General features: G+C 51.8%; 21 protein-coding genes and 1 tRNA gene. 12 read left to right on the plus strand and 10 right to left on the minus strand.

Translation table 11 applies throughout. The features are described 5' to 3' along the window. Positions 1 to 111 precede the first annotated feature (111 nt). The gene (gene argJ / locus AWQ23_RS05810; RefSeq protein ID WP_062433409.1) at positions 112 to 1,356 is read left to right on the plus strand and encodes a bifunctional ornithine acetyltransferase/N-acetylglutamate synthase; all 1,245 of its coding nucleotides are present in this window, start codon (positions 112 to 114) and stop codon (positions 1,354 to 1,356) included. Here the strand turns inward: argJ and sppA are convergent. Both sppA and fni read right to left on the minus strand, forming a co-directional pair. Further along, on the minus strand, positions 1,353 to 3,137 hold the full coding sequence (sppA, locus tag AWQ23_RS05815; RefSeq protein ID WP_062433411.1) for a signal peptide peptidase SppA: 1,785 nt from the start codon (positions 3,135 to 3,137) through the stop codon (positions 1,353 to 1,355). The two genes, argJ and sppA, sit on opposite strands and share 4 nt — an antisense overlap. Positions 3,138 to 3,174: 37 nt before the next feature. Then, a complete protein-coding gene (fni, locus tag AWQ23_RS05820; RefSeq protein WP_062433413.1) occupies positions 3,175 to 4,203 on the minus strand; it encodes a type 2 isopentenyl-diphosphate Delta-isomerase in 1,029 nt (342 codons plus the stop codon). A gap of 187 nt (positions 4,204 to 4,390) precedes the next feature. Between fni and AWQ23_RS05825 the strand changes: the two genes are divergently transcribed. The 3 genes from AWQ23_RS05825 to AWQ23_RS05835 all read left to right on the plus strand — a co-directional run bounded on the left by AWQ23_RS05825 (position 4,391) and on the right by AWQ23_RS05835 (position 7,556). Further along, complete coding sequence (locus tag AWQ23_RS05825) at positions 4,391 to 5,290, plus strand: bile acid:sodium symporter family protein (protein WP_062433416.1); 900 nt, start codon at positions 4,391 to 4,393, stop codon at positions 5,288 to 5,290. A gap of 113 nt (positions 5,291 to 5,403) precedes the next feature. Further along, positions 5,404 to 6,945, plus strand: coding sequence for a sodium:solute symporter (locus AWQ23_RS05830; RefSeq protein ID WP_030006245.1), 1,542 nt, complete (start codon positions 5,404 to 5,406; stop codon positions 6,943 to 6,945). A 137-nt stretch (positions 6,946 to 7,082) separates the two neighbouring features. Further along, the gene (locus AWQ23_RS05835) at positions 7,083 to 7,556 is read left to right on the plus strand and encodes an NAD(P)H-quinone oxidoreductase subunit N (protein WP_012306766.1); all 474 of its coding nucleotides are present in this window, start codon (positions 7,083 to 7,085) and stop codon (positions 7,554 to 7,556) included. On the opposite strand, the gene AWQ23_RS05840 is transcribed toward AWQ23_RS05835, so the two are convergent. Next, positions 7,557 to 8,741, minus strand: a complete 1,185-nt coding sequence (locus AWQ23_RS05840) for an MFS transporter (RefSeq protein WP_062433419.1) — start codon at positions 8,739 to 8,741, stop codon at positions 7,557 to 7,559. 301 nt (positions 8,742 to 9,042) lie between these two features. Here AWQ23_RS05840 and AWQ23_RS05845 point away from each other — a divergent pair, with 301 nt between their 5' ends. Next, positions 9,043 to 9,612, plus strand: coding sequence for a DUF4333 domain-containing protein (locus AWQ23_RS05845; protein WP_062433423.1), 570 nt, complete (start codon positions 9,043 to 9,045; stop codon positions 9,610 to 9,612). 102 nt (positions 9,613 to 9,714) lie between these two features. Next, positions 9,715 to 10,812: a 3-dehydroquinate synthase gene (gene aroB, locus AWQ23_RS05850; RefSeq protein WP_062433426.1), complete on the plus strand. Its 1,098-nt coding sequence runs from the start codon at positions 9,715 to 9,717 to the stop codon at positions 10,810 to 10,812. A 4-nt stretch (positions 10,813 to 10,816) separates the two neighbouring features. Here aroB and gshB read toward each other — a convergent pair whose 3' ends face one another. Then, positions 10,817 to 11,785, minus strand: coding sequence for a glutathione synthase (gshB, locus tag AWQ23_RS05855; protein ID WP_062436549.1), 969 nt, complete (start codon positions 11,783 to 11,785; stop codon positions 10,817 to 10,819). Positions 11,786 to 11,860: 75 nt separating this feature from the next. Next, a complete protein-coding gene (locus AWQ23_RS05860) occupies positions 11,861 to 12,883 on the minus strand; it encodes a hypothetical protein (RefSeq protein WP_083500695.1) in 1,023 nt (340 codons plus the stop codon). 137 nt (positions 12,884 to 13,020) lie between these two features. Here AWQ23_RS05860 and AWQ23_RS05865 point away from each other — a divergent pair, with 137 nt between their 5' ends. Then, positions 13,021 to 13,311 (plus strand): YiaA/YiaB family inner membrane protein, encoded by a 291-nt coding sequence (locus AWQ23_RS05865; protein ID WP_012306772.1) that lies wholly within the window; start codon positions 13,021 to 13,023, stop codon positions 13,309 to 13,311. Positions 13,312 to 13,393: 82 nt separating this feature from the next. On the opposite strand, the gene glmS is transcribed toward AWQ23_RS05865, so the two are convergent. Next, positions 13,394 to 15,265 (minus strand): glutamine--fructose-6-phosphate transaminase (isomerizing), encoded by a 1,872-nt coding sequence (gene glmS, locus AWQ23_RS05870; protein ID WP_062433429.1) that lies wholly within the window; start codon positions 15,263 to 15,265, stop codon positions 13,394 to 13,396. Positions 15,266 to 15,342: 77 nt separating this feature from the next. Continuing rightward, positions 15,343 to 15,900 (minus strand): DUF3172 domain-containing protein, encoded by a 558-nt coding sequence (locus AWQ23_RS05875; protein WP_012306774.1) that lies wholly within the window; start codon positions 15,898 to 15,900, stop codon positions 15,343 to 15,345. Positions 15,901 to 16,018: 118 nt separating this feature from the next. Between AWQ23_RS05875 and AWQ23_RS05880 the strand changes: the two genes are divergently transcribed. The 3 genes from AWQ23_RS05880 to AWQ23_RS05890 all read left to right on the plus strand — a co-directional run bounded on the left by AWQ23_RS05880 (position 16,019) and on the right by AWQ23_RS05890 (position 17,834). Beyond that, the gene (locus tag AWQ23_RS05880; RefSeq protein WP_012306775.1) at positions 16,019 to 16,366 is read left to right on the plus strand and encodes a DUF86 domain-containing protein; all 348 of its coding nucleotides are present in this window, start codon (positions 16,019 to 16,021) and stop codon (positions 16,364 to 16,366) included. 2 nt (positions 16,367 to 16,368) lie between these two features. Next, positions 16,369 to 17,034: a histidine phosphatase family protein gene (locus tag AWQ23_RS05885; RefSeq protein ID WP_062433432.1), complete on the plus strand. Its 666-nt coding sequence runs from the start codon at positions 16,369 to 16,371 to the stop codon at positions 17,032 to 17,034. 80 nt (positions 17,035 to 17,114) lie between these two features. Further along, entirely contained in the window at positions 17,115 to 17,834 is a 720-nt protein-coding gene (locus AWQ23_RS05890; protein ID WP_041443431.1) for an LOG family protein, read from the plus strand. Here AWQ23_RS05890 and AWQ23_RS05895 read toward each other — a convergent pair. Continuing rightward, positions 17,831 to 18,235, minus strand: a complete 405-nt coding sequence (locus AWQ23_RS05895; RefSeq protein ID WP_062433434.1) for a DUF4359 domain-containing protein — start codon at positions 18,233 to 18,235, stop codon at positions 17,831 to 17,833. The two genes, AWQ23_RS05890 and AWQ23_RS05895, sit on opposite strands and share 4 nt — an antisense overlap. A gap of 54 nt (positions 18,236 to 18,289) precedes the next feature. Here AWQ23_RS05895 and AWQ23_RS05900 point away from each other — a divergent pair. Then, positions 18,290 to 18,362 (plus strand) — tRNA-His (locus AWQ23_RS05900). A gap of 238 nt (positions 18,363 to 18,600) precedes the next feature. On the opposite strand, the gene AWQ23_RS05905 is transcribed toward AWQ23_RS05900, so the two are convergent. Next, a complete protein-coding gene (locus AWQ23_RS05905) occupies positions 18,601 to 18,825 on the minus strand; it encodes a hypothetical protein (protein WP_062433437.1) in 225 nt (74 codons plus the stop codon). Between the two features lie 147 nt (positions 18,826 to 18,972). Between AWQ23_RS05905 and AWQ23_RS05910 the strand changes: the two genes are divergently transcribed. Beyond that, positions 18,973 to 19,791, plus strand: a complete 819-nt coding sequence (locus AWQ23_RS05910) for a Cof-type HAD-IIB family hydrolase (RefSeq protein WP_062436553.1) — start codon at positions 18,973 to 18,975, stop codon at positions 19,789 to 19,791. A gap of 1 nt (position 19,792) precedes the next feature. On the opposite strand, the gene AWQ23_RS05915 is transcribed toward AWQ23_RS05910, so the two are convergent. Continuing rightward, on the minus strand, positions 19,793 to 21,238 hold the full coding sequence (locus AWQ23_RS05915; RefSeq protein WP_062433440.1) for an aminotransferase class I/II-fold pyridoxal phosphate-dependent enzyme: 1,446 nt from the start codon (positions 21,236 to 21,238) through the stop codon (positions 19,793 to 19,795).

A 21,238-nucleotide genomic window follows, 5' to 3' on the forward strand; every position in this document is an offset into this window, starting at 1 on the left:
GTAATCCCAAGCAAACCAGGGCAGCGTGAGCAATTCTCCACAATTACCGCAAAAAAATCCCCAAGCCCCCCTGTATAATGGCTTGCAACCCATCTAGCGTTGACGAAAACCATGGCAAATTGGCACAAAATTTCTGGCAGTGTGACGGCTCCCAAGGGCTTCCGGGCCGCAGGGATCACCGCCGGACTCAAACCTTCGGGGGCACCAGACCTGGCGCTGATTGTTTCTGACACCGAAGCGATTACCGCCGGGGTGTTTACCCAGTCAGAAGTGCGCGCCGCCTGTGTCGATTATTGCCGTCAACGCCTCCAGGAAAAACCCAGCAGTCGGGCGATTTTGTGTAACTCTGGTCAAGCCAATGCCGCCACTGGAGAAGCCGGTTGGCAAGATGCGCTCCAGTCGGCCCAGTGGTTAGGCAAAGCCCTCAATGTCCCTCCAGAAAGTATTTTGCTGGCCTCCACAGGGGTGATCGGCCAACGGATCAAAATGGCTGCCCTAGAAACGGGAATCCCCCAGGTGGTATTTGCCCTTTCCCCAGAGGGAGGCGATGCAGCGGCCCAGGCGATTATGACCACGGATCTTGTGTCAAAGGCGATCGCCCTAGAAACAGAAATTGAAGGGCGGCCTGTGCGGATCGGCGGCATTTGTAAAGGCTCCGGGATGATCCACCCCGACATGGCAACAATGCTGGGCTTTATCACCTGTGATGCGGCGGTTTCGACACCACTGTGGCAAGGGATGTTGAGCCGGGCTGTGGCCAAAAGTTTTAATCAAATCACCGTCGATGGCGACACCAGCACCAACGATTGCGTCATTGCCCTGGCCAACGGTCAGTCCCGCACCACGGCGATCACCGATCCCCAGTCCAAAAGTGCCCAACAACTAGAAGCCATGCTCACGGAAGTGTGCCAGTATCTCGCCAAGTGCATCGCCAGGGATGGGGAAGGGGCCACCTGTTTAATGGAAATTCAAGTGTCTGGCACCGTAGATGATCAAGCGGCCCGGAAAATTGCTCGCACCATTGCCGGATCGTCTTTGGTGAAATCAGCGATTTTTGGGCGAGATCCTAACTGGGGCCGCATCGCCGCCGCCGCTGGCCGGGCTGGGGTGACCTTTAACCAGGAAGATCTGCAAATTTCCCTGGGGGATTTTCAGCTTATGGACCAGGGGCAACCTCTTTCTTTTGATCGGGCAGCAGCCAGTCAATACCTCGCGGATCGTGCTGCCGGGGCCTATCTCACAGACGATACGGTGTTGATTGCTGTTTGTGTGGGCAATGGCTCAGGTAAAGGTACGGCCTGGGGCTGTGACCTCAGTTATGACTATGTGCGCATTAACGCCGAATATACGACCTAATCGATCTGGGGTTGCCAGGGCATGAGGGCATAGACTTGTTTGGGATCATTGAGCGATCGCCACAGTTTGATGCTGGCCTGGAGCCGGAGCCATTCTTGGGAAAGGGGATCAGTTGCTTCGATCTCAGCCCCAAATAGATTACTAAAAATTTCCTCTTCCCAGGTTTGGGGCCGGGGATATTCCTTAACGGTAAAATCTTCCCCTAATTCTGCGGTGTCCACAGCATAGGCGATCGCCGCCGATAGCCCCCCCAACTCATCCACGAGCCGAATCGCCTGGGCATCTTCCCCAGACCAGACCCGTCCCTGGGCAATTTGGCGCACCTCAGCTTCCGTAAGACCCCGCGCCATACTGACCCGGTCTAAAAATTTGCCGTAAATATCATTGACAAAGTTCTGAAAAATCGCCATTTCTGCTTCGGTTTTCGGGCGAGACGCCGTGCCTAAATTCGCCAATTCCCCCGTTTGGACGCTATCCCAGGTGAGGCCATTATTATTACCAATGGTTTGGATATTGGGCAAAATGCCAAACACCCCAATCGAGCCAGTAATGGTATTGGGCTGGGCAAAAATGCGATCGCTTTCGGTGGCAATCCAATAGCCCCCGGAGGCCGCCAGATCTCCCATGGAGACAATCACGGGCTTGTCCGCCTCACGGATCAGTTTCAACTCCCGCAGGATAATTTCTGAGGCGATCGCACTACCCCCAGGACTATTGATGCGCAGCACAACGGCTTTGACCTCAGGATCCTGGCGCAACTCCCGCAGTTGTCGTGAGAGGGAATCCCCGCCAATGGTGTCCGGCGTCCCTTCCCCGCCGACGATATTGCCCTCGGCATAGACCACCGCCACGGCATTTTCCGAGGTGACCCCGATCTGGGCTAAATCCTGTTCCAGGCTGTAATCGGCCAGATCCACCTGGGGTAAATCTTCATCGAGTTCTGTGCCCGTAAAGGTTTTAAGTTCCGCCAGAATTTCATCGAAATAGGCCAGGCGCGTCACCAATTGCTCCCGTTGGGCCACCTCTGGCAAAAGAATCCCTTGGGTGTCAGCCAGGCTCTGGGGTAGGGTTGCAGCAAAGGGGCGATCGCCAGCCACCATATCTTTAAAATCTGTCCAGAGATCACTGAGCAGGGCCTCGGTTTGTTGACGATTTTCTGGACTGAATTCTTCTTGGGTAAAGGGTTCTACCGCACTTTTATAATCACCGACCCGCACCACCTGCACCCCGATCCCATATTGATCCAGGGCTCCCTTAAAGAAAAGCTGCTCACTACCCAAACCGTTCATTTCCACAACCCCCAGGGGATTGAGCCAAATTTCATCGGCCAAGGAACTCAGGTAATATTCCCGCTCCGTCATTTCCACATCGTAGGCATAGATTTTTTTGCCAGCAGCTTTAAAGTCCTGGAGAGCTTGGCGCACTTCCCGCAGTGTGGCATAACCATTCAAGCTATTTTGGCGACCATCGAGGAAGAGGCCCGTAATCTTGTCATCTTCAGCAGCGGCGCGGATACTTTCAGTGACATCCCGCAAACTGAGGGTTTCGGGAAAATCTCCGGCAATGACATTCCCAATGGAACTAGAGGGATCCCGGTCTTGGATGATCGTGCCCATGTTGAAGATCAAAATACTGTTTTCCTTGGGCCTGCCGCCACCTTCTTGGGCAGAAAAGAGGGCAATCAGGGCAATAAACGCCGATAAAGAGAGGGTCGATAAAAGGCTGAGGGCAATCAGGGTACCGAGGCAACTGCTAAAAACCTGTTTAAAAAAATCTTTCATGGTTGGAGCATTCGGGAGAGAGGTCTTAGTTTTTACCTTAGAACTTGTGCAGGCAATTCGCCCGTTGCAGTTGCTGAAAATTAGCATTGCCCGTACAAAACAGCACCGTCCGCAATTCCAGTAGCAGCAGTTCGACCCACTCGGCCAAAGCCTCTGGGGATTCACTCGCCGCCTTGAGAAAGGGTTGGGCATAGCCAACAAGATCAGCCCCCAGGGCGATCGCCTTGGCCCCATCTAAACCGTTCCGCAGACCCCCAGAAGCAATGAGGGGAATTTCAGGATCGTAATGGGCGATCGCCGCGAGACAGTCCGCCGTGGGAATTCCCCAATCCCCGAAGGTCTGCCCCAGATTGCGCAAGAGTTGGTTTGGCGATCGCGCCGCTTCTACCTTCGCCCAGGAGGTGCCGCCCGCCCCAGCCACATCAATGACCTGCACGCCTACTTCCCGGAGGCGTTGCACCATTTTGACGGAAATGCCATTGCCCACCTCCTTCGCGATTACAGGTACGGGCAGTTGGTGACAGACCTGTTCAATTTTGCCCAATAGCCCCTTAAAATTTGTGTCCCCCTGGGGTTGGATGCATTCCTGGAGGGGGTTGAGATGGAGAATTAACGCATCGGCTTTGAGCAAATCAACAATTCTGCGGCATTCTTCTACGCCATAGCCATAATTGAGCTGCACTGCGCCAATATTTGCAAACAGGAGAGCATCGGGGGCTTTTTGACGGACTGCAAAAGTAGCCGCCACCTCTGGTTTTTCGAGGGCGACCCGTTGAGAACCAACCCCCATGGCGAGGCGATGGGTTTGGGCAACTTCTGCCAAGCGAAAGTTAATCTGCTGGGCCTGGGCTGTCCCTCCGGTCATCGAAGAAATCAGAATCGGTGCACCAAGGATTTTCCCTAAAAAGGAGGTACTCAAATCAATATCGGCGCAGTCCAATTCAGGCAGACAGCAGTGCTCAAAACGGTACCGTTCAAAACCGGCGCGATTGTGGTGAAATTGGACATCTTCTTCGAGACAAATGCGGATATGGTCGGCTTTACGAACTTGGGTACTGTCAGTCATGGGTTAGGCAAGGTTTAAGCTCCCCAAATTGTACAGAATCCCCTCTGGGTTCTCGGCGTTAGGCAATGGATTGCAATATTTTAAGCCTCCAGAGCGGTTGTGTCCGGCTCATTTATATCTAAAAACAAAGGTAAAATCAGCCTAAACTTTCGCGTATTCCTTCGCCAGAGACCAACGATTATTCCTGATGAATGCCAATTTTCTGACTGCGGTGCTACTTCCCCTGGCTCTTTTCGTGATTATGCTGGGCATGGGCCTAGGTTTGACCCCCACTGATTTTAAACGGGTCTTAGTTGAACCTAGGGGGGTGATTGTCGGGGCGATCGCCCAATTGCTACTGCTGCCCTTGGTGGGCTTTGGCCTCGCAAATTTGTTTCCCCTCACCCCGGAATTGGCCGTGGGGGTAATGGTACTAGCGGCCTGTCCTGGAGGATCAACGTCTAATCTAATTACCTATCTCGTGCGGGGGAATGTGGCCCTTTCGATTACCCTCACGGCGGTCAGCAGCTTGATCACAGTTTTTACCATTCCCCTGGTGATTAATGGGGCAATGCAATATTTTCTGGGGGCCAGCGCCACCCTCCAATTGCCATTCCTCAAAACGGTGATCCAAATTGCGGTGATTACCCTGATTCCCATTGGGATTGGCATGACGCTCCATCGTTACGCCCCGAAATTTGCGGCCACGGTCGAGGGCTATGTGAAATGGTTATCGCTCTTTTTCTTGGGTTTGGTCGTTGCGGGTTTGCTGTTGGCAGAACGGGCCAATGTGGTGAGTTTCTTCCTCCAGGTGGGCTGGGTAATGTTGGCGCTCAATGTGACCATGATGTTTCTGGGTTATGCGATCGCCCTCGGCACGAAGCTGGATGGCCCCAGTGCGAAGTCTATTAGTGTAGAAGTGGGGATTCAAAACGGCACCTTGGCGATCGCCATTGCCAGTACCCCGACCCTTTTAAATGCGCCAACGATGGCGATCCCGGCCGCGATTTATTCTTTGCTGATGTTTATTACCAGTGCGGCCTTTGGTTGGTTTATGCATTCCCAAACCCGGTCGCCAAGGCCAACGGGGGGAGATTCTCGTCCCTAAAAAATATTTTGTTACAAGAACATAGAGCCAAGGCAACCAATCAATACAATGGTTCAAGTCTGCTTGGCTCCCTCGTCATGGGGCTGACTAACGAATTGTGAGGTGTAACAATAATGGGTGTAATTGACTGGGCGATTGTGGCGATCTATGGCTTGATTGTCATTGCCATCGGCGTCATCGCCAGCCGCAAACAAACCAATACGGACGAATATTTTCGGGGCGCTCGGCAAATCCCCTGGTGGGCGATCGCCTTTTCGATCATCGCCACCTCCTTTTCTGCTGCCTCACTCTTGGGGGGGCCAGGGGAAGGATATACCAATGGCTTTCTATACCTCCAGCTCCAACTGGGCGATCTCCTTGGCTATGGCCTCGTGATCGCCCTGCTCCTCCCATTTTTTGTGCGGCTGAACCTCACTACCGCTTACGAGTATCTCGAAAAACGCTTCGATGCTAAAACCCGTTCCCTCGGCTCCCTCTGCTTCTTGCTGTTTGTCATTGCCCGGCTAGGGGGATTGCTCTATGCCGCTTCCCTCGTGGTCGCCACGGTGACAGGTATGCCCACCGGCATCGCCATTCTCTTGGTGGGACTCATCTCAATTGCCTACACCGTCGCTGGGGGAATTACCGCCGTCGTTTGGACAGATGTGTTGCAGTTTGCAATGATTTTTGTCGGGATTGGTGCGGGAATCTGGACGGCTGTGACCGGGGTTCCTGGCGGCTTTGGGGAACTATGGCAAGTGGCGGCAGCCAATGATAAGCTTGCAGTTTTTAATTTTTCCTGGGATCCAGGCTCGATCCGGTCTTTACCGACAGCCCTCTTTGCCTACGGGATCCTTGCTTTTGCCGTAGCTGGCACTAATCAGCAATCCGTACAGCGCTATGTTTCCTGCGCCGACGAAACTTCAGCCCGCAAAGCAATCTTACTCGGTTGGTTTTCGGGGCTTGTGGGGGTAGCGGCGACGCTTTTACTAGGGGTGCTGCTATTTGGGTTTTACAGCATTAATGGGGGTTTGCCCGCTGAGGTGCCCGCCGACGGTATTTTGTCCCACTTCATTATCAATCAAGTCCCCCCAGGGGCTTCTGGCTTTTTGGTAGCCGCGATTTTTGCAGCAGCGATGTCTTCCATTGACTCGGCCCTCCATTCCCTCGCGACTTGCATTACCGTGGATTTCTATGACCGCTACCGTCAACCTAAAGCCAGCGAAAAACAATCTCTACGCATTGCGCAAATTCTGATCGTGATTTGGGGCTTAGTGGGCATTGGGGCAGCGTTTTATGTGGCCTCAACGGGGAAAGATTTACTGGAATTTCTGGTGAGCTATACCACCATGTTTTTGGGGCCATTGCTCGGTATTTTCTTGATGGGGGTTTTGTGTCCTCGGGTCAACGGTACGGGCGCTTTTTATGGGACGGTGGCCGCAGTCATTTTGGTGATTATTGGCTCAAATGCGGGGTGGCTGACTTTTCCTGGTATTTGGCGGTCGGCGATCACGGCTCCCCTGGGGATTTTATTGGGCTACGGGATCTCCCTGTTGGGTCAAATTCCGCCCCGGCGATCGCTACAGGGGCTCACCCTCTGGAGCCAAACCCAAGGGACTAAACCCCTAGGAAGACCGGGTTTAGAGGAAGATGTTTCTCGCTATGAGGATTATTAGGCATTTGTATCGATAGGCTGAGAGTAGGGTCAAATGGCGCGTTGCACCACGGCTCCGCTTAAAAGTTTAACGACAGGGGCCAGGGGAATCCGATATAATTTTTTGGCAAGTTCAATCCATCTCAAGATCGTAAAACCATGGCACTTCTGACCACCGGCAAAAGCTTCATTCGCACCGTAGAAAAGTCTGGCGCAGTTGCAGTCTATGCTCCCCTTGAGGGTGGTTTTGAAGGCCGCTATGTGCGTCGTTTACGTTGCTCTGGTTATTCAGTGGTCAATTTGACGGCGCGGGGTTTGGGAGATGTGGCGGCCTATTTAACGCAATACCACGGGATTCGCCCCCCCCACCTGGGTAAAAAAGATATTGCTGGCAGTGGCGCGGCGGTGGGTCTCCGGTATTATGTGCCGGGAATTGCGAGCTACCAATTGGAAAATCTCCCCCAAAAGAGCAAAGGGATTATTCTCTGGATCATTGAAGGGTTTGTGCTTTCTCGCCAGGAACAGGAATACCTTGTGAGCCTGACCCAAGACAATCCTCAGATTAAAGTGGTTGTGGAAATGGGTGGCGATCGCCAATTTTCCTTTAAGCCCCTGGCTGACCTCTTGGTTTAATTAGAGAGCCGGGCGTAATTTTAAGTAACCGTACAAAGAAGTTACGCCCACCACAATGCCGACGACGATCAAGCTACCATTAAGACCCCACAGCCACGTTGCGCCATTGGCGATCGCCGCCAGCCCGATAAACAGCAACCGAAACGCAAAGCTATTCAGGGAAATCAGGGTCGCCCGTAGGTTCGAGGGAATTCGTTCATTGAGATAGCTCAAGACCAACGGAGTGTTACAGCCCCGCACAAGATAAATAACGACAATTAATAAAATCCCCCAGAGGTTTTCAATCAGGCCCATCGCAATGTAGGCGATCGCCATACATCCCGGCAGGAGCGCAAATAGACGTCGATAGGAAAACCAGCGGACAAGGGTGTGAATGCGCCAAGAAATAAGGGCCATTGCCCCGTGAAACAGTAGCCAAGCCCAGCCCAGTTGGGTCACATCCAGACCCCGTTCTACGAGATATTCTTGGGAAACCCACACCACCAAAAAAGAACCACAACTCAAGGACGCCGAAAAGAGCAGGAGCCACCGGAGCGATCGCCTTTCCTGAAAAATTGCCCGAATCTGCGGCAACAAAGTACGCCAGCCCGGTGTTTTCTCAGAGTGCTGTTGGGGCGGTTCTCGGAGTGTCAATGCCAAGGCTAGATAAGCGCCAATGCAGAGGGTTTGTAAATAAAATGGATAGCGCAGATCCCACTGGGCGACCCAAGCACCACCGAGACCACAGATCGCTTCTGTGATGCCCATGATTGCTACCCCTTTTCCTTCCCAGGCGGCATATTTTTCGGTGCGACCGAGGGACAGCAAACTATCGTAGGCGATCGCACTATCGGCCCCAGAGATTAAACTGCCACCAAGCCCCGCTAAAATTTCAGCCCAGGCAAACCAGCTAAAACTACCCTGGGTACAATAAATCAGCCAACCCACCAACCACAAACTCGCCCCCAGTACCAAACTATTTTTGCGGCCAAATTGATCGGCAAAATAACCCGAAGGAATTTCCCCCACAAAGATCGCCGCCGACAAAATCGCCTTGAGGAGTATCGCCTGGGCAATGGACAATCCCTGGGATTCGTAAAACAGCACAATTACCGGAATGGGAAACCAGGCAGATTCAAGGCCCTTAAGCAGCCAGAGGGTTGTTAAATTTTTAGCGGTTAGTTCTGCTGGTCTTAAATACGCCATGTTTTGTCAAATACACCACTGGTTTTACCGGGTGTTGCGAAACTCTGATTTTCATTGCTCGCCTGAATCGCCCAGCCCTTGTATCCACTGGCGATTAAGAAACAATAAGCAACGACTGTCAAGCATAAATCGTCACTACAATGACAAATATTTCAAGGTGCTGCAAAAGACCTCAAAAAATTCAAATCTTACCCTAAGCAAACGTTTTTCGATCGGTTGAGACCGCCCCAAAAAAGGCAGTTTATTTGAGGTTGCTTTAAGCTTCGCCCTTCTTTATTGTCGATTTTTTAACTGATTGATCATGGTTCGTTTCACAAATTCTTTTTTACAACCGATGCTACGGGCCGTTGCTCCCCTCACGGTGCTGACCCTCGCTGGCTGTTCTTTTTCCGTCGAGGGCTTATCCTTTGGTTTCGGCAACAGAACCCTCGATGCTGAAAAACTCGAAACAGAAATCTCCCAAGGACTTACCACCCAAACGGGATTGGCGACGACAGCAGTGACTTGCCCTGAAGATCAAGCCATCGAAGCGGGCAATGTGTTTAGCTGTGAGGCCGCTTTGGAAGGAGGTCAGACCCTCGCCATTCAAGTCACCCAAAATGATGACGAGGGCAATGTTAACTGGAGTGCCGATGAGGGCCTCGCAAATCTCCGGGGATTAATCTCCAGTGAGACTTTAGAAACACAAATCGCCCAAGGTATCGCTGAACAACTGAACGTCGAAGCGACCATCGATTGCGGTGCTCCCTATCGGATCTTGCTCACCGGCGAAAGTTTTAACTGCACGGCGACGGATAATTCTGGTAATTCGGCTTCTGTGGCAGTAACCGCTGAGGATGATGCGGGCAATGTGGTGTGGCGACTGCAATAAATTGGGCTTCGGGATTCCCGGAGTGCCCCAAAAGGCGATCGCCACCTTGTAAAATACCCACTTAACCATTGAGTTTTTTAGCAGCAAGCACCTCAAAGCATTATGGACGCAACAACGCGGGTAGAACTGGGAGAAAATAGCTACGATATTGCGATCGCCAAAGGAAGCCTCCAACAAATCGGGACGTTTCTCCGTCCCCTCGACTTGGGTCAGAAGGTCTTAATCATCTCCAACCCGGAAATCTACGGTCACTACGGCGAAACGGTGGTGAATTCTCTCCAGGCCGCTGGCTTTAGCGTTGATACCCACCTAATCCCTGCTGGAGAACAGTCTAAAAATCTGGCCTCCATCGAAAAAATTTACGACACAGCCTTTAAAAATCGCCTTGAACGCTCCTCGACGCTGCTTGCCCTTGGGGGTGGTGTGATCGGTGACATGACTGGGTTTGCGGCGGCCACCTGGCTCCGGGGCATTAACTTTGTGCAGGTGCCCACGACTCTGCTTGCAATGGTCGATGCGTCCGTCGGCGGTAAAACAGGGGTGAATCATCCCCAAGGCAAGAATTTAATCGGGGCATTCTACCAGCCGAAATTTGTCCTCATCGACCCGACGGTACTCAAGACTTTGCCGGTGCGGGAATTCCGGGCGGGCATGGCCGAGGTGATTAAATATGGTGTGATTTGGGATGCTGATTTATTTACGAAACTCGAAACCGCTGAGCAGATTGATAGCTACGAAACCATTGATTCCGATTTGCTGGATCTCATCCTCGAACGTTCCTGTCGAGCAAAGGCGGAAGTCGTGAGCCAAGATGAACGGGAATCGGGTTTGCGGGCAATCTTAAACTACGGCCACACCCTCGGTCACGCCGTCGAAAGTTTGACCCACTACGAAACCTTTGTCCATGGGGAAGGGGTCGCCATTGGGATGGCCCTAGCGGGGGCGATCGCCACCCGGATGAACCTCTGGACGACGGCTGAGACCCAACGCCAAGATGCCTTGATTAAAAAAGCAGGTCTTCCCACCGAATGCCCCAATCATTTAGCGATTGAAGCGATTCTGGAGACCCTCCAGAGCGATAAAAAGGTGAAGTCGGGGAAAGTCCGGTTTGTCCTCCCGACCAAAATTGGGGAGGTCTTAATCACCGATCAAGTCAGCGCCGACCTGATCACCGACGTTTTAGCACCCGCCCTTTGCTAGAAATTTAGGGGGATGTCTGCTCTGCCACCCATTCGATCACCTGTTTACCGATGGAGACCCCATCGAGGCGATCGGCTTCCCGGACGCCTGTGGGACTGGTGACATTCACCTCCGTCACATAGCCACCGATAATATCGAGGCCGACAAAATATAACCCATTGGCCCTGAGTTGGGGAGCTAAGGTTGCGGCAATTTCTCGGTCGCGCTCCGTAATATCCACCTGGGCGATGCGACCACCAACGGCCATATTCCCCCGAAAATCGTCCCCCGTCGGAATCCGGTTTACGGCCCCAATGGGGTCTCCATCTAGGACGATTAAACGCTTATCGCCTGCCTGGGCAGCGGGCAAAAATTCCTGCACCATCACCGGCTCTTTCCCCTGTTTGGTGCTGATTTCTACGAGGGAATTAAAATTGCGATCGCCTTTTTCGATTAACAAAATTCCTTCCCCTGCTTTCCCACCGAGGGGCTTTAAAACGGCTTTTCCTTTGGCTTCGATAAATTGTCGCGCTACTGCCTTTTCCGTGGTGATAATGCTGGCGGGAATCACCGTGGGAAACCGGAGGGCGTAGAGTTTTTCGTTGGCGGCGCGGATCCCCTGGGGATTATTCAACACCAGGGTTCTGGTGGGGGTGAGCAAATCCAAAATGTACGTGGCATAGAGATAGGCCGAAGTCACAGGCGGATCGGTGCGCATAAAGACCGCATTCATCTCCGTGAGGGGCAACAATTTCCGTTCTCCGAGGCGAAACCAATGTTCCTCAGCAACCCAGAGACCATTTTCCAAACGCACTGGCTCTAATTGCACTGCCTGCAGCGTTGCCCAGGCCTGGTGGTCAACCACACTCAACTGCTCCATGGTCGTAATCCAAACCTCATGGCCGAGGAGTTGGGCCGCTTCCATAAAAGCCACCGTCGTATCATGGCAGGGGTCAAGGTTGGCAATGGGATCGAGGATAAAAGCCAGTTTCACAGGGGGTTGCTTCCTAAACACAATGGAACCCACTGATCATAATCAATCGCCAATTGAAAAGGCAAAAGATTAGTTTTACCCAAGGGAGGCGATCGCCGTGGCAATATCCAAAGCTAAAAACCGATCCAGGGCTTGATACATCCAGTGGATCGAACCTAAATCTCCTTGCTGGGTCGGCTGAAAACCCAGGGTTGCCGCGAGTTGAGCATAGCTCGGATGGATGATTAGAGTATGCAGATCACACAGATTGGGAAAATCCCCTTGCATTTTCCGTAAGGTTTGCTGGGCATCTACCAGGAAAGTGAGTCGATAGGCCGTTAAATATGTTGGATCAATCACCCAACTACGAATAAACACCGACACACAGGTTTCGTCACCCACAGTGGCCAGGGTAAACGGATCGACGGCGGCCATCGTACTGAGGTGCAATGCCTTTTTTGCAGGCCGAAAAAAATTCACATCGGAGCGGGCGGCGGTCGGATAGAGCAGATAAAAGCCCACTGGATTTTGATTATCCACACGCCTTAACACGCGCATTCCCCTGGGATATTGTTGTCCCCACTGGCGCAACAGTCTAGCAATCCGGTGGGGCACGGCATCGTTATTTTTGTTCATCCAGTTGTAATTTACCGCGAGCAAATTCGCTACGGGAATCGCATCACAACGGGGATTAAACTCCCCCAAGGTCAGGGAAACAACCTCGTCGGTTTCAGCACTCAAAACCTGTTGCGGTAACGGCAAAATTTCAATGCAGGTGGTGTTGCCGTCGAAATATTTGCGAATTAACCCCAAGGCTGCCAGCTTATCTAACATCATTCCTGCGGCGCGATCGCCCCCTTTTTCTTGATCGCCATAGAACAATTCTGCCGCCTCCCGGTGGGTACAAATAATCGCCCCAAATTGAGTTTGCAATTCCGTTAAGGGGGGCCGTAGTTGAGGCTGTTGCGTTAGTTTCGCCTTCACCAGGAGATAGATCCAAAGACGCAAAAAATATTCAGCCCGCACCCGCGTGAGGCCCACCACCTGCTTTAACTGGGTCAGCAAGGCTTTTTTTTGGGTAGCAGGGAACCAGTGCTCAAGCTCCTGGAGAGTGATCATGGCTTTCTCTGGAAGTCTAATTACTTCATCCTACTTCACCTTAATTCTGCGGACTTGGGTTTACTCATTGCGACTACAGAAAATCTTTCCCGACAATGAAAGTAAGCAACGACAAGTCTTCATTGAGGTTCCAGATCATGGCCACTCCTAAATTTGATGCCCCAGCCACCCACACCAATGCTTGGATTTTTCAAACCTGGTTAGCGTTTATTCTGTCCCTCAGTGCCATGGGGATCGGCATTTATCTGTTGCCCCTCAACGGTTGGATGAAAAGCTACCTGGGCATGGGGTTTGTGTTTTCGATTAGCTCTACCATTAGCCTGGCGAAGACGACTAGGGACTTAGAAGAATCAAAACGAATCTTCAATCGGGTTGACGAGGCCAAACTCGAAAAACTATTGGCAGAATATGATCCGTTTAATAAATAGGCCTTGGTTCCCAAAAAATTGGGGAGAACATTATTGCTCTCCCCGGACTGAAGATATGGGGCGATCGCCTTTATTTTTTCCTTTATTCCACCGTGACAGATTTGGCGAGGTTGCGTGGTTGATCCACATCTAAGCCCCGTCGTGCAGCGATGTGATAGGAAAGGAGCTGGAGGGGAATCACCGCCAATAGGGGTGACAAAATTTCGTCCACCGCCGCTACAGGTAACACTTCATCAAAGGTTTGGGTCGCTTCCGTATCATCTAAGGCCGTCACACCGATCAAAAGGGCATCCCGCGCCTTCGCTTCCTGGGCATTGGAAATGACTTTTTCGTAAATGTCCCCTGGCATGGCGATCGCCACCACGGGCACCTTCGCATCCAGGAGGGCAATGGGGCCATGTTTCATCTCCCCGGCAGGATAACCCTCGGCGTGGATGTAGCTGATTTCCTTGAGTTTGAGGGCACCTTCTAGGGCAATGGGAAAATTAATCCCCCGACCAATAAAGATAAAGTCCTGGGTATCAGTGAAATTGTGGGCCAATTCTTCGATGCTCTTTTCTTGATCCGCCAGGATCGACTCAATTTGGGTCGGAATCTGCTGTAATCCGGTGACAATGTGCTGGAGTTTTTCAGGGGCGAGGGTTTGACGTCGGGCCGCCAACTCCAGGGCCAGGCAATAAAAGCTCATCAGTTGCGCCGTAAAGGTTTTGGTGGCCGCAACACCGATTTCAATGCCGGCATGGGTATAGAGCACTTGGTCAACGATGTGGGTGATCGTGCTTTCTGAACGATTGGTAATACCTAGAAGGCGGGCCTTGAGGTGGTCGTTGTGGTGGAGGCGACGCTCTTTTTCCATTTCTAGGGCGGCGATCGTATCGGCGGTCTCACCGGACTGGGTCACGCCAATGGTCAGGGTATTGGGCATGATCGGTGAAGGAGAATAGCGAAACTCCGAGGCATAGTGCACAAAGGTGGGAATGCCGGCGAGTTGTTCGAGTAAATATTTCCCCACGAGGCTGGCGTGCCAACTGGTACCGCAGGCCACGATTTGGATATGGTCGATGTTGTCGAGAAATGTGGGGTCATTAATACCGAGGTTGATCGGCTGGGCTGCTTCTGGATTGAGATAGACTTCGAGGTTGGTGCGCACCACCGCCGGCTGCTCATAGATTTCCTTGAGCATGTAGTGCCGGAAGCCTTGTTTTTCCACTTGACCGGGGTTCCAGTCGAGGGTGCGGGGGGCTTTTTTGAGGCGATCGCCCGCAAAATTATAAATTTCCATCCCCAGGGGCGTCATTCGGGCCATTTCGCCATTTTCGAGGGTTAGAACTGCCCGGGTGTGGGGAATTAATGCCGTAATATCCGAGGCACAGAAAAATTCCCCCTGGCCAAACCCCAGGGTCAAGGGCGCTTGCTGCCGGGCAACGATCAATTCATCGGGATAGTCCACACAAATAACGGCGATCGCAAAAGCTCCTTCTAACCGTTGCACAGCCTTTTGTACCGCAGCGAGGAGGGGTTCCGGTTCAGATTTCGTCGTTTGGAGCAGATCCGCAATCAGATGGGGGATGACTTCCGTATCCGTTTCCGACAGGAAAGTATAGCCTTTGCCCTGGAGTTCTTCCCGCAACTCCCGGTAATTTTCCACGATGCCATTTTGAACCACGGCCACCCGTTGCGCCATGTCCAAATGGGGATGGGCATTGTGTTCCTCTGGTTTCCCATGGGTTGCCCAGCGGGTGTGACCAATGCCAATGGTGGCGGGGGTACTGTTTCCTTCTAATTTTTCTCGGAGACGATATAGTTTGCCCTTGGCCCGTACCGAGTGGAGTTTTTCTTGCCAGATCGTCGCAATGCCCGCCGAATCATAACCCCGGTACTCTAGCCGTTCTAAGCCTGAGACCAGAATATCTGTTGCCGCTTGCGTGCCTAAATATCCCACAATGCCACACATAAAATCAGGTCTCCCTACACGAAAAATGAGCCGTTACTATCCTATAGTCTTTAACCTTGAATTTTTGTTTTTGTTCCCTAGAAGCGGTCAGATTCTGGGACTGAGGTCGTTCCAGGTTGATTGAGGAAGAGATTCCCTGCCGCATCATTTTGATAGATACAGTTAATACTCGGTGACCCTTGCAGACTACCGGTATAGCCAAAGGTATTCATGCGCCGTTTGCAGTCGTTGACTTGTTCTGAGGTGACCAGGTTCTGCCGTTCGAGGATTGCCCAGTTATTTTGCCGAATCACACAGCCTGGTTCCATCTGCGGCTGAGTGACAAAAACGTTGAAGGGGTTGAGGGTCACAAAGATTTTCATGTCCGTCACAATGGCACTCGCACCAAATTGTTGGCAAAGTTCAGCATCCGGAGCTTGACGGTCAATTTCCAGGCGAGAATCAATGCTTGTCGGGTTAAGATTGGTACTGGAGCTAAAGCCGATGCCCACCGTCACCCCTAGGACAAAAATTCCCCCAAACAGTGCCAGAGTTGCATAGTTGAAGTTAAAGAGGGACTTTTTGGGTTCCCGTTCGGGATACCTCGGACGGTCGTAGGGAGGGCGATCGTAACGTGAACGAGTTTGACGTTTCATCAGCGGATATCTATGGGGAACAGCGGCTCCATCAAGTCGATACGATACTTTGTTAAGTGATCATTCTATCCACTATAGCGATTTACTACTCCACCCGGAGCTTATCTCGAGGTTTTCCATGGCGGATCGGCACACATTAGTTTTATTGGATATTCTCATTTCGGCGCGGCTCGCGATTAATTATCTAGCGGATCTGAGTTGGACGGAATTCCTCGGCAATATTGTGGTTCAGGATGCGGTGATTCGGCGGATCGAAATTATGGGTCTGGCGGCGCGAAATATTCCCAAGGTGATGCACCCAGAACTCCCCCAAGTGCCTTGGTTTGAACTAGAGGCGATCGCCAAAACCATGAGTGAAGATTACGAGGCGGTCAATATTGCCTTTGTCTGGGATCTGGTGCGTAATGATCTCCCGGTTTGGGCAGAGGCTTTGGAAGTGATCTTGCCGGAAAATCTCCACGTCTAGAGATGCTGTTTAAGCCCGTTTCCCATAGCGCCTGGGGCCGACAGTTGTGGTTTGTGCGCCACGGAAATCGCTTGGATTTTGTGCAACCGGCTTGGTTTACCACGGCCCTCTATCCCTATGATCCGCCCCTTTGTCCCGCTGGCCACCGCCAAGCCCAGGAGTTGGGCGATCGCCTCGCCCCAGAAACGATTCACCATATTTTCACTTCTCCTTTCCTGCGCACGATCCAAACGGGTCACTATTGCGCCCAACGTTTAAACCTCCCTCTGAAGCCAGAACCGGGCCTGGGGGAATGGCAAAATCCCCATTGGATGACTCGCCCGTCGCTGACCCACCCCAAAGCTTTTTTACGCCAAAACTTTATCCATATCGACTGGCGCTACCAGGAAAAATGTTTCCCCGACTACCCCGAAAATGCCGCCCAGGTGCAGCGACGGACGATTAAGACCCTCAAGCAGTTACTAAAATCTTATTCCGGCAACTTGCTTTTGATTGGCCACAAAATTCCTCTGGGCATTTGTCTGAATTATCTACTGGGAACAGATCAAACCATTAGCCCCGATGTGTGTGCCATCAATCAACTGGTTAACCTTGGCGATCGCTGGCTCTGGCAACGGCAAAATGAGACCGATTTCTTGACAGACCCAGGCATCAAGGTGGCCCCCTAAACCACCAATCCGCCCAGTCGCCATCGAGGAAATTCCCGGAAATATTGTAAGATTGCTCCCATTACCGGGCAAAAATCACCATGAAAAACGAAGCGAACGGCCAACCTTCCCCTTGCTTTCCTGTCAGCCTCAGCGAACAGACCATGAGCTATGACATTGTGCAAGAAGCCGTGTTATCTCTCTGGCAAGTGGTCAATGGCCTGAGTAGTATTCAGCCGCCCCGCCGCGATCGCTATCGCGTGACAATTTTTGGTTCAGCCCGGATTACCCGTGACTCGCCCCTCTACCAAGACGTGCGCCGCTTAGCCAGTGAGTTGACGACCCTCGGCTGTGACATTGTGACGGGGGGTGGCCCTGGTTTGATGGAAGCAGCGAACGAAGGCAGTGTTTTAGCAGATCCCCATGACCGGACAAAATCCATTGGTATTCGCGTGGATTTGGGGTTTGAACAGGAGGTTAATCCCTTTGTCGAGGAGGTGTTTCAGCACCAGACTTTTTTCTCACGCCTGCACCATTTCGTTTTGGTCTCCGATGCGTTTGTGGTGATGCCGGGGGGGATCGGGACAACCCTCGAAGCGTTGATGATTTGGCAGTTGCTCCAAGTGCGTTCGATCCATAATATGCCGTTTATTTTGGTGGGCGACATGTGGACAGAATTGGTTCAGTGGGCCGAACAAACCATGGTGCCCCAGATGGCCGATGCGGTGGATTTTGAAATTCCTGTGTGTGTTGGGTCGGTGGATGAGGCGATCGCCCGTTTGAAACTCTCCCATCAGGCCTGGGCGCAATGCTCCCCCTAGCTTTTTTCCGCCCGGTAGGTGTAGAACTGCTGAAAAATCCCCACCGTCTCAAAGGAATACCGTGGAAAGGGCTCCGGTAAAACAATATCCGTTTGGTAGATGCTAAAGAAAAAATAATTATTGACGCTGGTTTGCCGACTGACGATTTCGCCCAATTGGGCCTGGCTCGCATCCACCAGGGTTTTGCAGTAGTTGCGCAGCAAATCGCTTTGGAGATTGCCTAAACCGAGGGGCAGATCCTCGCCCGAATTTTGACAGACATTATCCTTGAGATAGATGGCAATCTGTTCACCCGCATAATTGCGATACTGGCTTAGGGGAGGATTGGTTAAGTAGGCGATCGCCCCAAGGGCAACAACGCCGAAGCCGCTGACCACACCGCTAATTTGAGAAAATTTCATAAAAAACCTGGACAAAATAAAATCAATTCGATAACATTATTAATCGTGATTATGGCGAGCGTAGCCAAGTGGTTAAGGCAGCGGATTGTGGTTCCGCCATTCGGGGGTTCGAGTCCCCTCGTTCGCCCTCTCAAATCTAAACAATTTTATAACCGAAGTCAGGGTTCCCTCACAGCCTGTCCCAGGGGATATTTTTTCAGTCAATACCGGATTTTTATCCTCTCGTAGACCAAGCACAGGGTCATTCAGGTAGTGACTTAAGCTTGCAAAAAGTAAACCTTCGTTGAGAGCCTTGGCGTAAAAAACCTTAGCAACAAGCTTGCACCTGCATTAAATCCAGGGAAAACGACCAGAAAATTGATTCCCTAGAGTCGATATTGTCTTACTGCGGACGATTCCCCACCGGACTGTACCGGACGTTGCTGGAGTTGTTGGTTGAACCAAAGGGCGATCGCCAAACTCGAAAAGAACAGCAGAATCGGTAACCAACGGGGCGCTTGGGTTGAACGCTGGGTTTTGCGTTGGGGCGCTTGGCCACGAACCCGTCTAATTTTTTCGGGCCATTCGGCAAATTCCCGCTCGGTGGTCATGGTGAAATTCTCTAAAACTTGAATGCAGCAATAATTTGTACTTGTGTTTTTTATTATACAAAGTGGCAATCCGGCCTTGGGGTTTGGGTCGTTGCTGGGATAGGGGAACTCTTCTATGCTTTAGGGGCAACCATTTTGACCGAAACAATGCAGGACATTCGCCTACTGGTGTTGGATATTGACGGCACGATTTCCGGGAAAATAAACCAAGTGAGTCCCCAGGTTTTAGAGGCGATCCAAGCGGCCCAACGGAAAGGGATCAAAGTGGCGATCGCCACCGGGCGTATGTTTTGTTCGGCCAAGCGATTTTACGAAGCCATTGCCTCCGATGTTCCTTTGATTGCCTATAACGGCGCTTGGATTCAAGATCCCTTGCAGACGCTTCCCCACCAACAGCTTTCGGTGCCAGCAGACATTGCCCTTGATATTCTGGATTTTCTCAGTACCCAGGCTTGGCGATCGCAGCTCCATTTGCACGTCTATCACAACGACGAGTTATATGTCGATGACTTTAATGAGCGGACTGCAGCCTACCAAGAGAGAACGGGTTGCAAGGCAAATTTGCTCACCGATTTGCGGGATATTGTTACCCAGGCTCCCACAAAAATTCTTGCGGTTTGCCACACGGAAACGGTACCGAAAACCCTCTTGCCCCTCGTGCAAAAACGCTACACCCAGCAGCAAATTTACTGTACCCAGTCCACGGCTGTGTATGTAGAATTCACCTCACCGACGGCGACGAAAGGCCAAGCGGTGAAATTCCTCACCGAAGAAATTCTAGGGTTGCAGGCTACTAATGTAATGGCCATTGGCGACAATTTTAACGACCGGGAAATGCTCGAATATGCGGGGCTTGGCGTAGCCATGGGGGATGCTCCTGTTGCCCTCAAAACCGTTGCGGACGCTGTGACAACTTCTGTCGAAGAGGATGGGGTCGCCGAGGCGATCGCCAAATTTTTGCTTTAGGTTAATCAATCACACGAATCGTTTTTAGACTCGGATCATTGGCCCCTGTGATCACCCCTCCCAGTTGTAACGTCTGGCGCAAGCTGGCGAGGGTGGCTGCCGTAATTTTTTCACCGGGCATAATCGCCGGAATCCCAGGGGGATAAGGACAGATCAACTCCGCGCAAATTTGATTGAGACTGGCTTCAAGGGCAACGGTTCTACTGGTGGCAAAGAAAGCTTGGCGTGGCGAGAGTTGTGGCAGTCCATAGCAGGTTTCAGGCTGATGGGTTGAAATGTTTGGCTTGTTTAAAGGCTGTTGTGCTTGATTGTTTTCGCTGAGGGTTTGAAACGCATCGATTAGCCGCTGAATATCCTGGTTTGTATTGCCAAAGGTGAGAATAAAAGTGAGCGATCGCCCTAGGGGGAGTTCTGCAATCACCCCCAGAGTTTCCGTTAAGATTTCATCTGCGGCATAACCCGTTAACCCCAAGCCAGAAACATCAACTGTGAGGCGGGTGGGATCAAAATATTCGATGCCCGCCTGGGGTTGGGGATCAAAAATTTTTAATCCTGGAATCGGGATCAAAGCCTGCCGTGCTCGTTGCGCCAAAGTGAGTGTTTCTGACCAAAGGGTTTCGCCCCGTGTTGCCATTTGGGCACGGGCCGCATCCAGGGAAGCCAAAAGTAAATAGCTGGGACTGGTGGATTCGACGAGTTGTAAAGCGCGGTTAATTTTCTGGGGATCAACCCTGGTTCCTCGCAGATGGAGCATCGAGGCTTGGGTCATCGCCCCTAGGGTTTTGTGGGTTGATTGGATCACCAGATCGGCACCGAGTTCGAGGGCCGGGGGCGGGAAATTAGGATGAAATTTAAAGTGGCTCCCGTGGGCTTCGTCAACGATGAGGGGAATATTGTGGCGCTGAGTAATGGCGGCGATCGCCTTTAAATCTGGACAAACCCCTTGATAGGTGGGAGAAAGAACAAAAACCGCTTTAATATCGGGATGAATTTGCAAGGCTTGCTCAACAGATTCTGGCGTTAAACCATAACTCAAATCCCATTGGGGATCGTAGGGCGAATTCACAAAAACTGGTATCGCCCCAGACAAAATCAAGCCAGAAATTGCCGATTGATGGACATTGCGGGGTAAGAGAATTTTTTCCCCTTCCCCTACCATCGCTAAAATGACAGCGATAATCCCACAGGTGGAACCATTGATCAAAAACCAGGTTTGATCAGCTCCAAAGGTTTCGGCAGCTAGGGTTTGAGCCTCTAAAATCACCCCTTCTGGCGCAAATAGATTATCGAGATCGGGGAGCTCCGGTAAATCTGCCCGAAAAATTTCCTTACCCCAGGCTTGTGCCAACCCAGAAAAAATCCCCTGACCACCTTTGTGACCGGGGGCATAGAAGGCTGCATGGTTGTTGTGGGCGAGGGCGAGCAGGCGCGAAAACAAGGGCGTCAT

It is taken from the genome of Picosynechococcus sp. PCC 73109 (assembly GCF_001521855.1).
In the GTDB taxonomy this organism is placed as follows: Bacteria; Cyanobacteriota; Cyanobacteriia; order Cyanobacteriales; family MRBY01; genus MRBY01.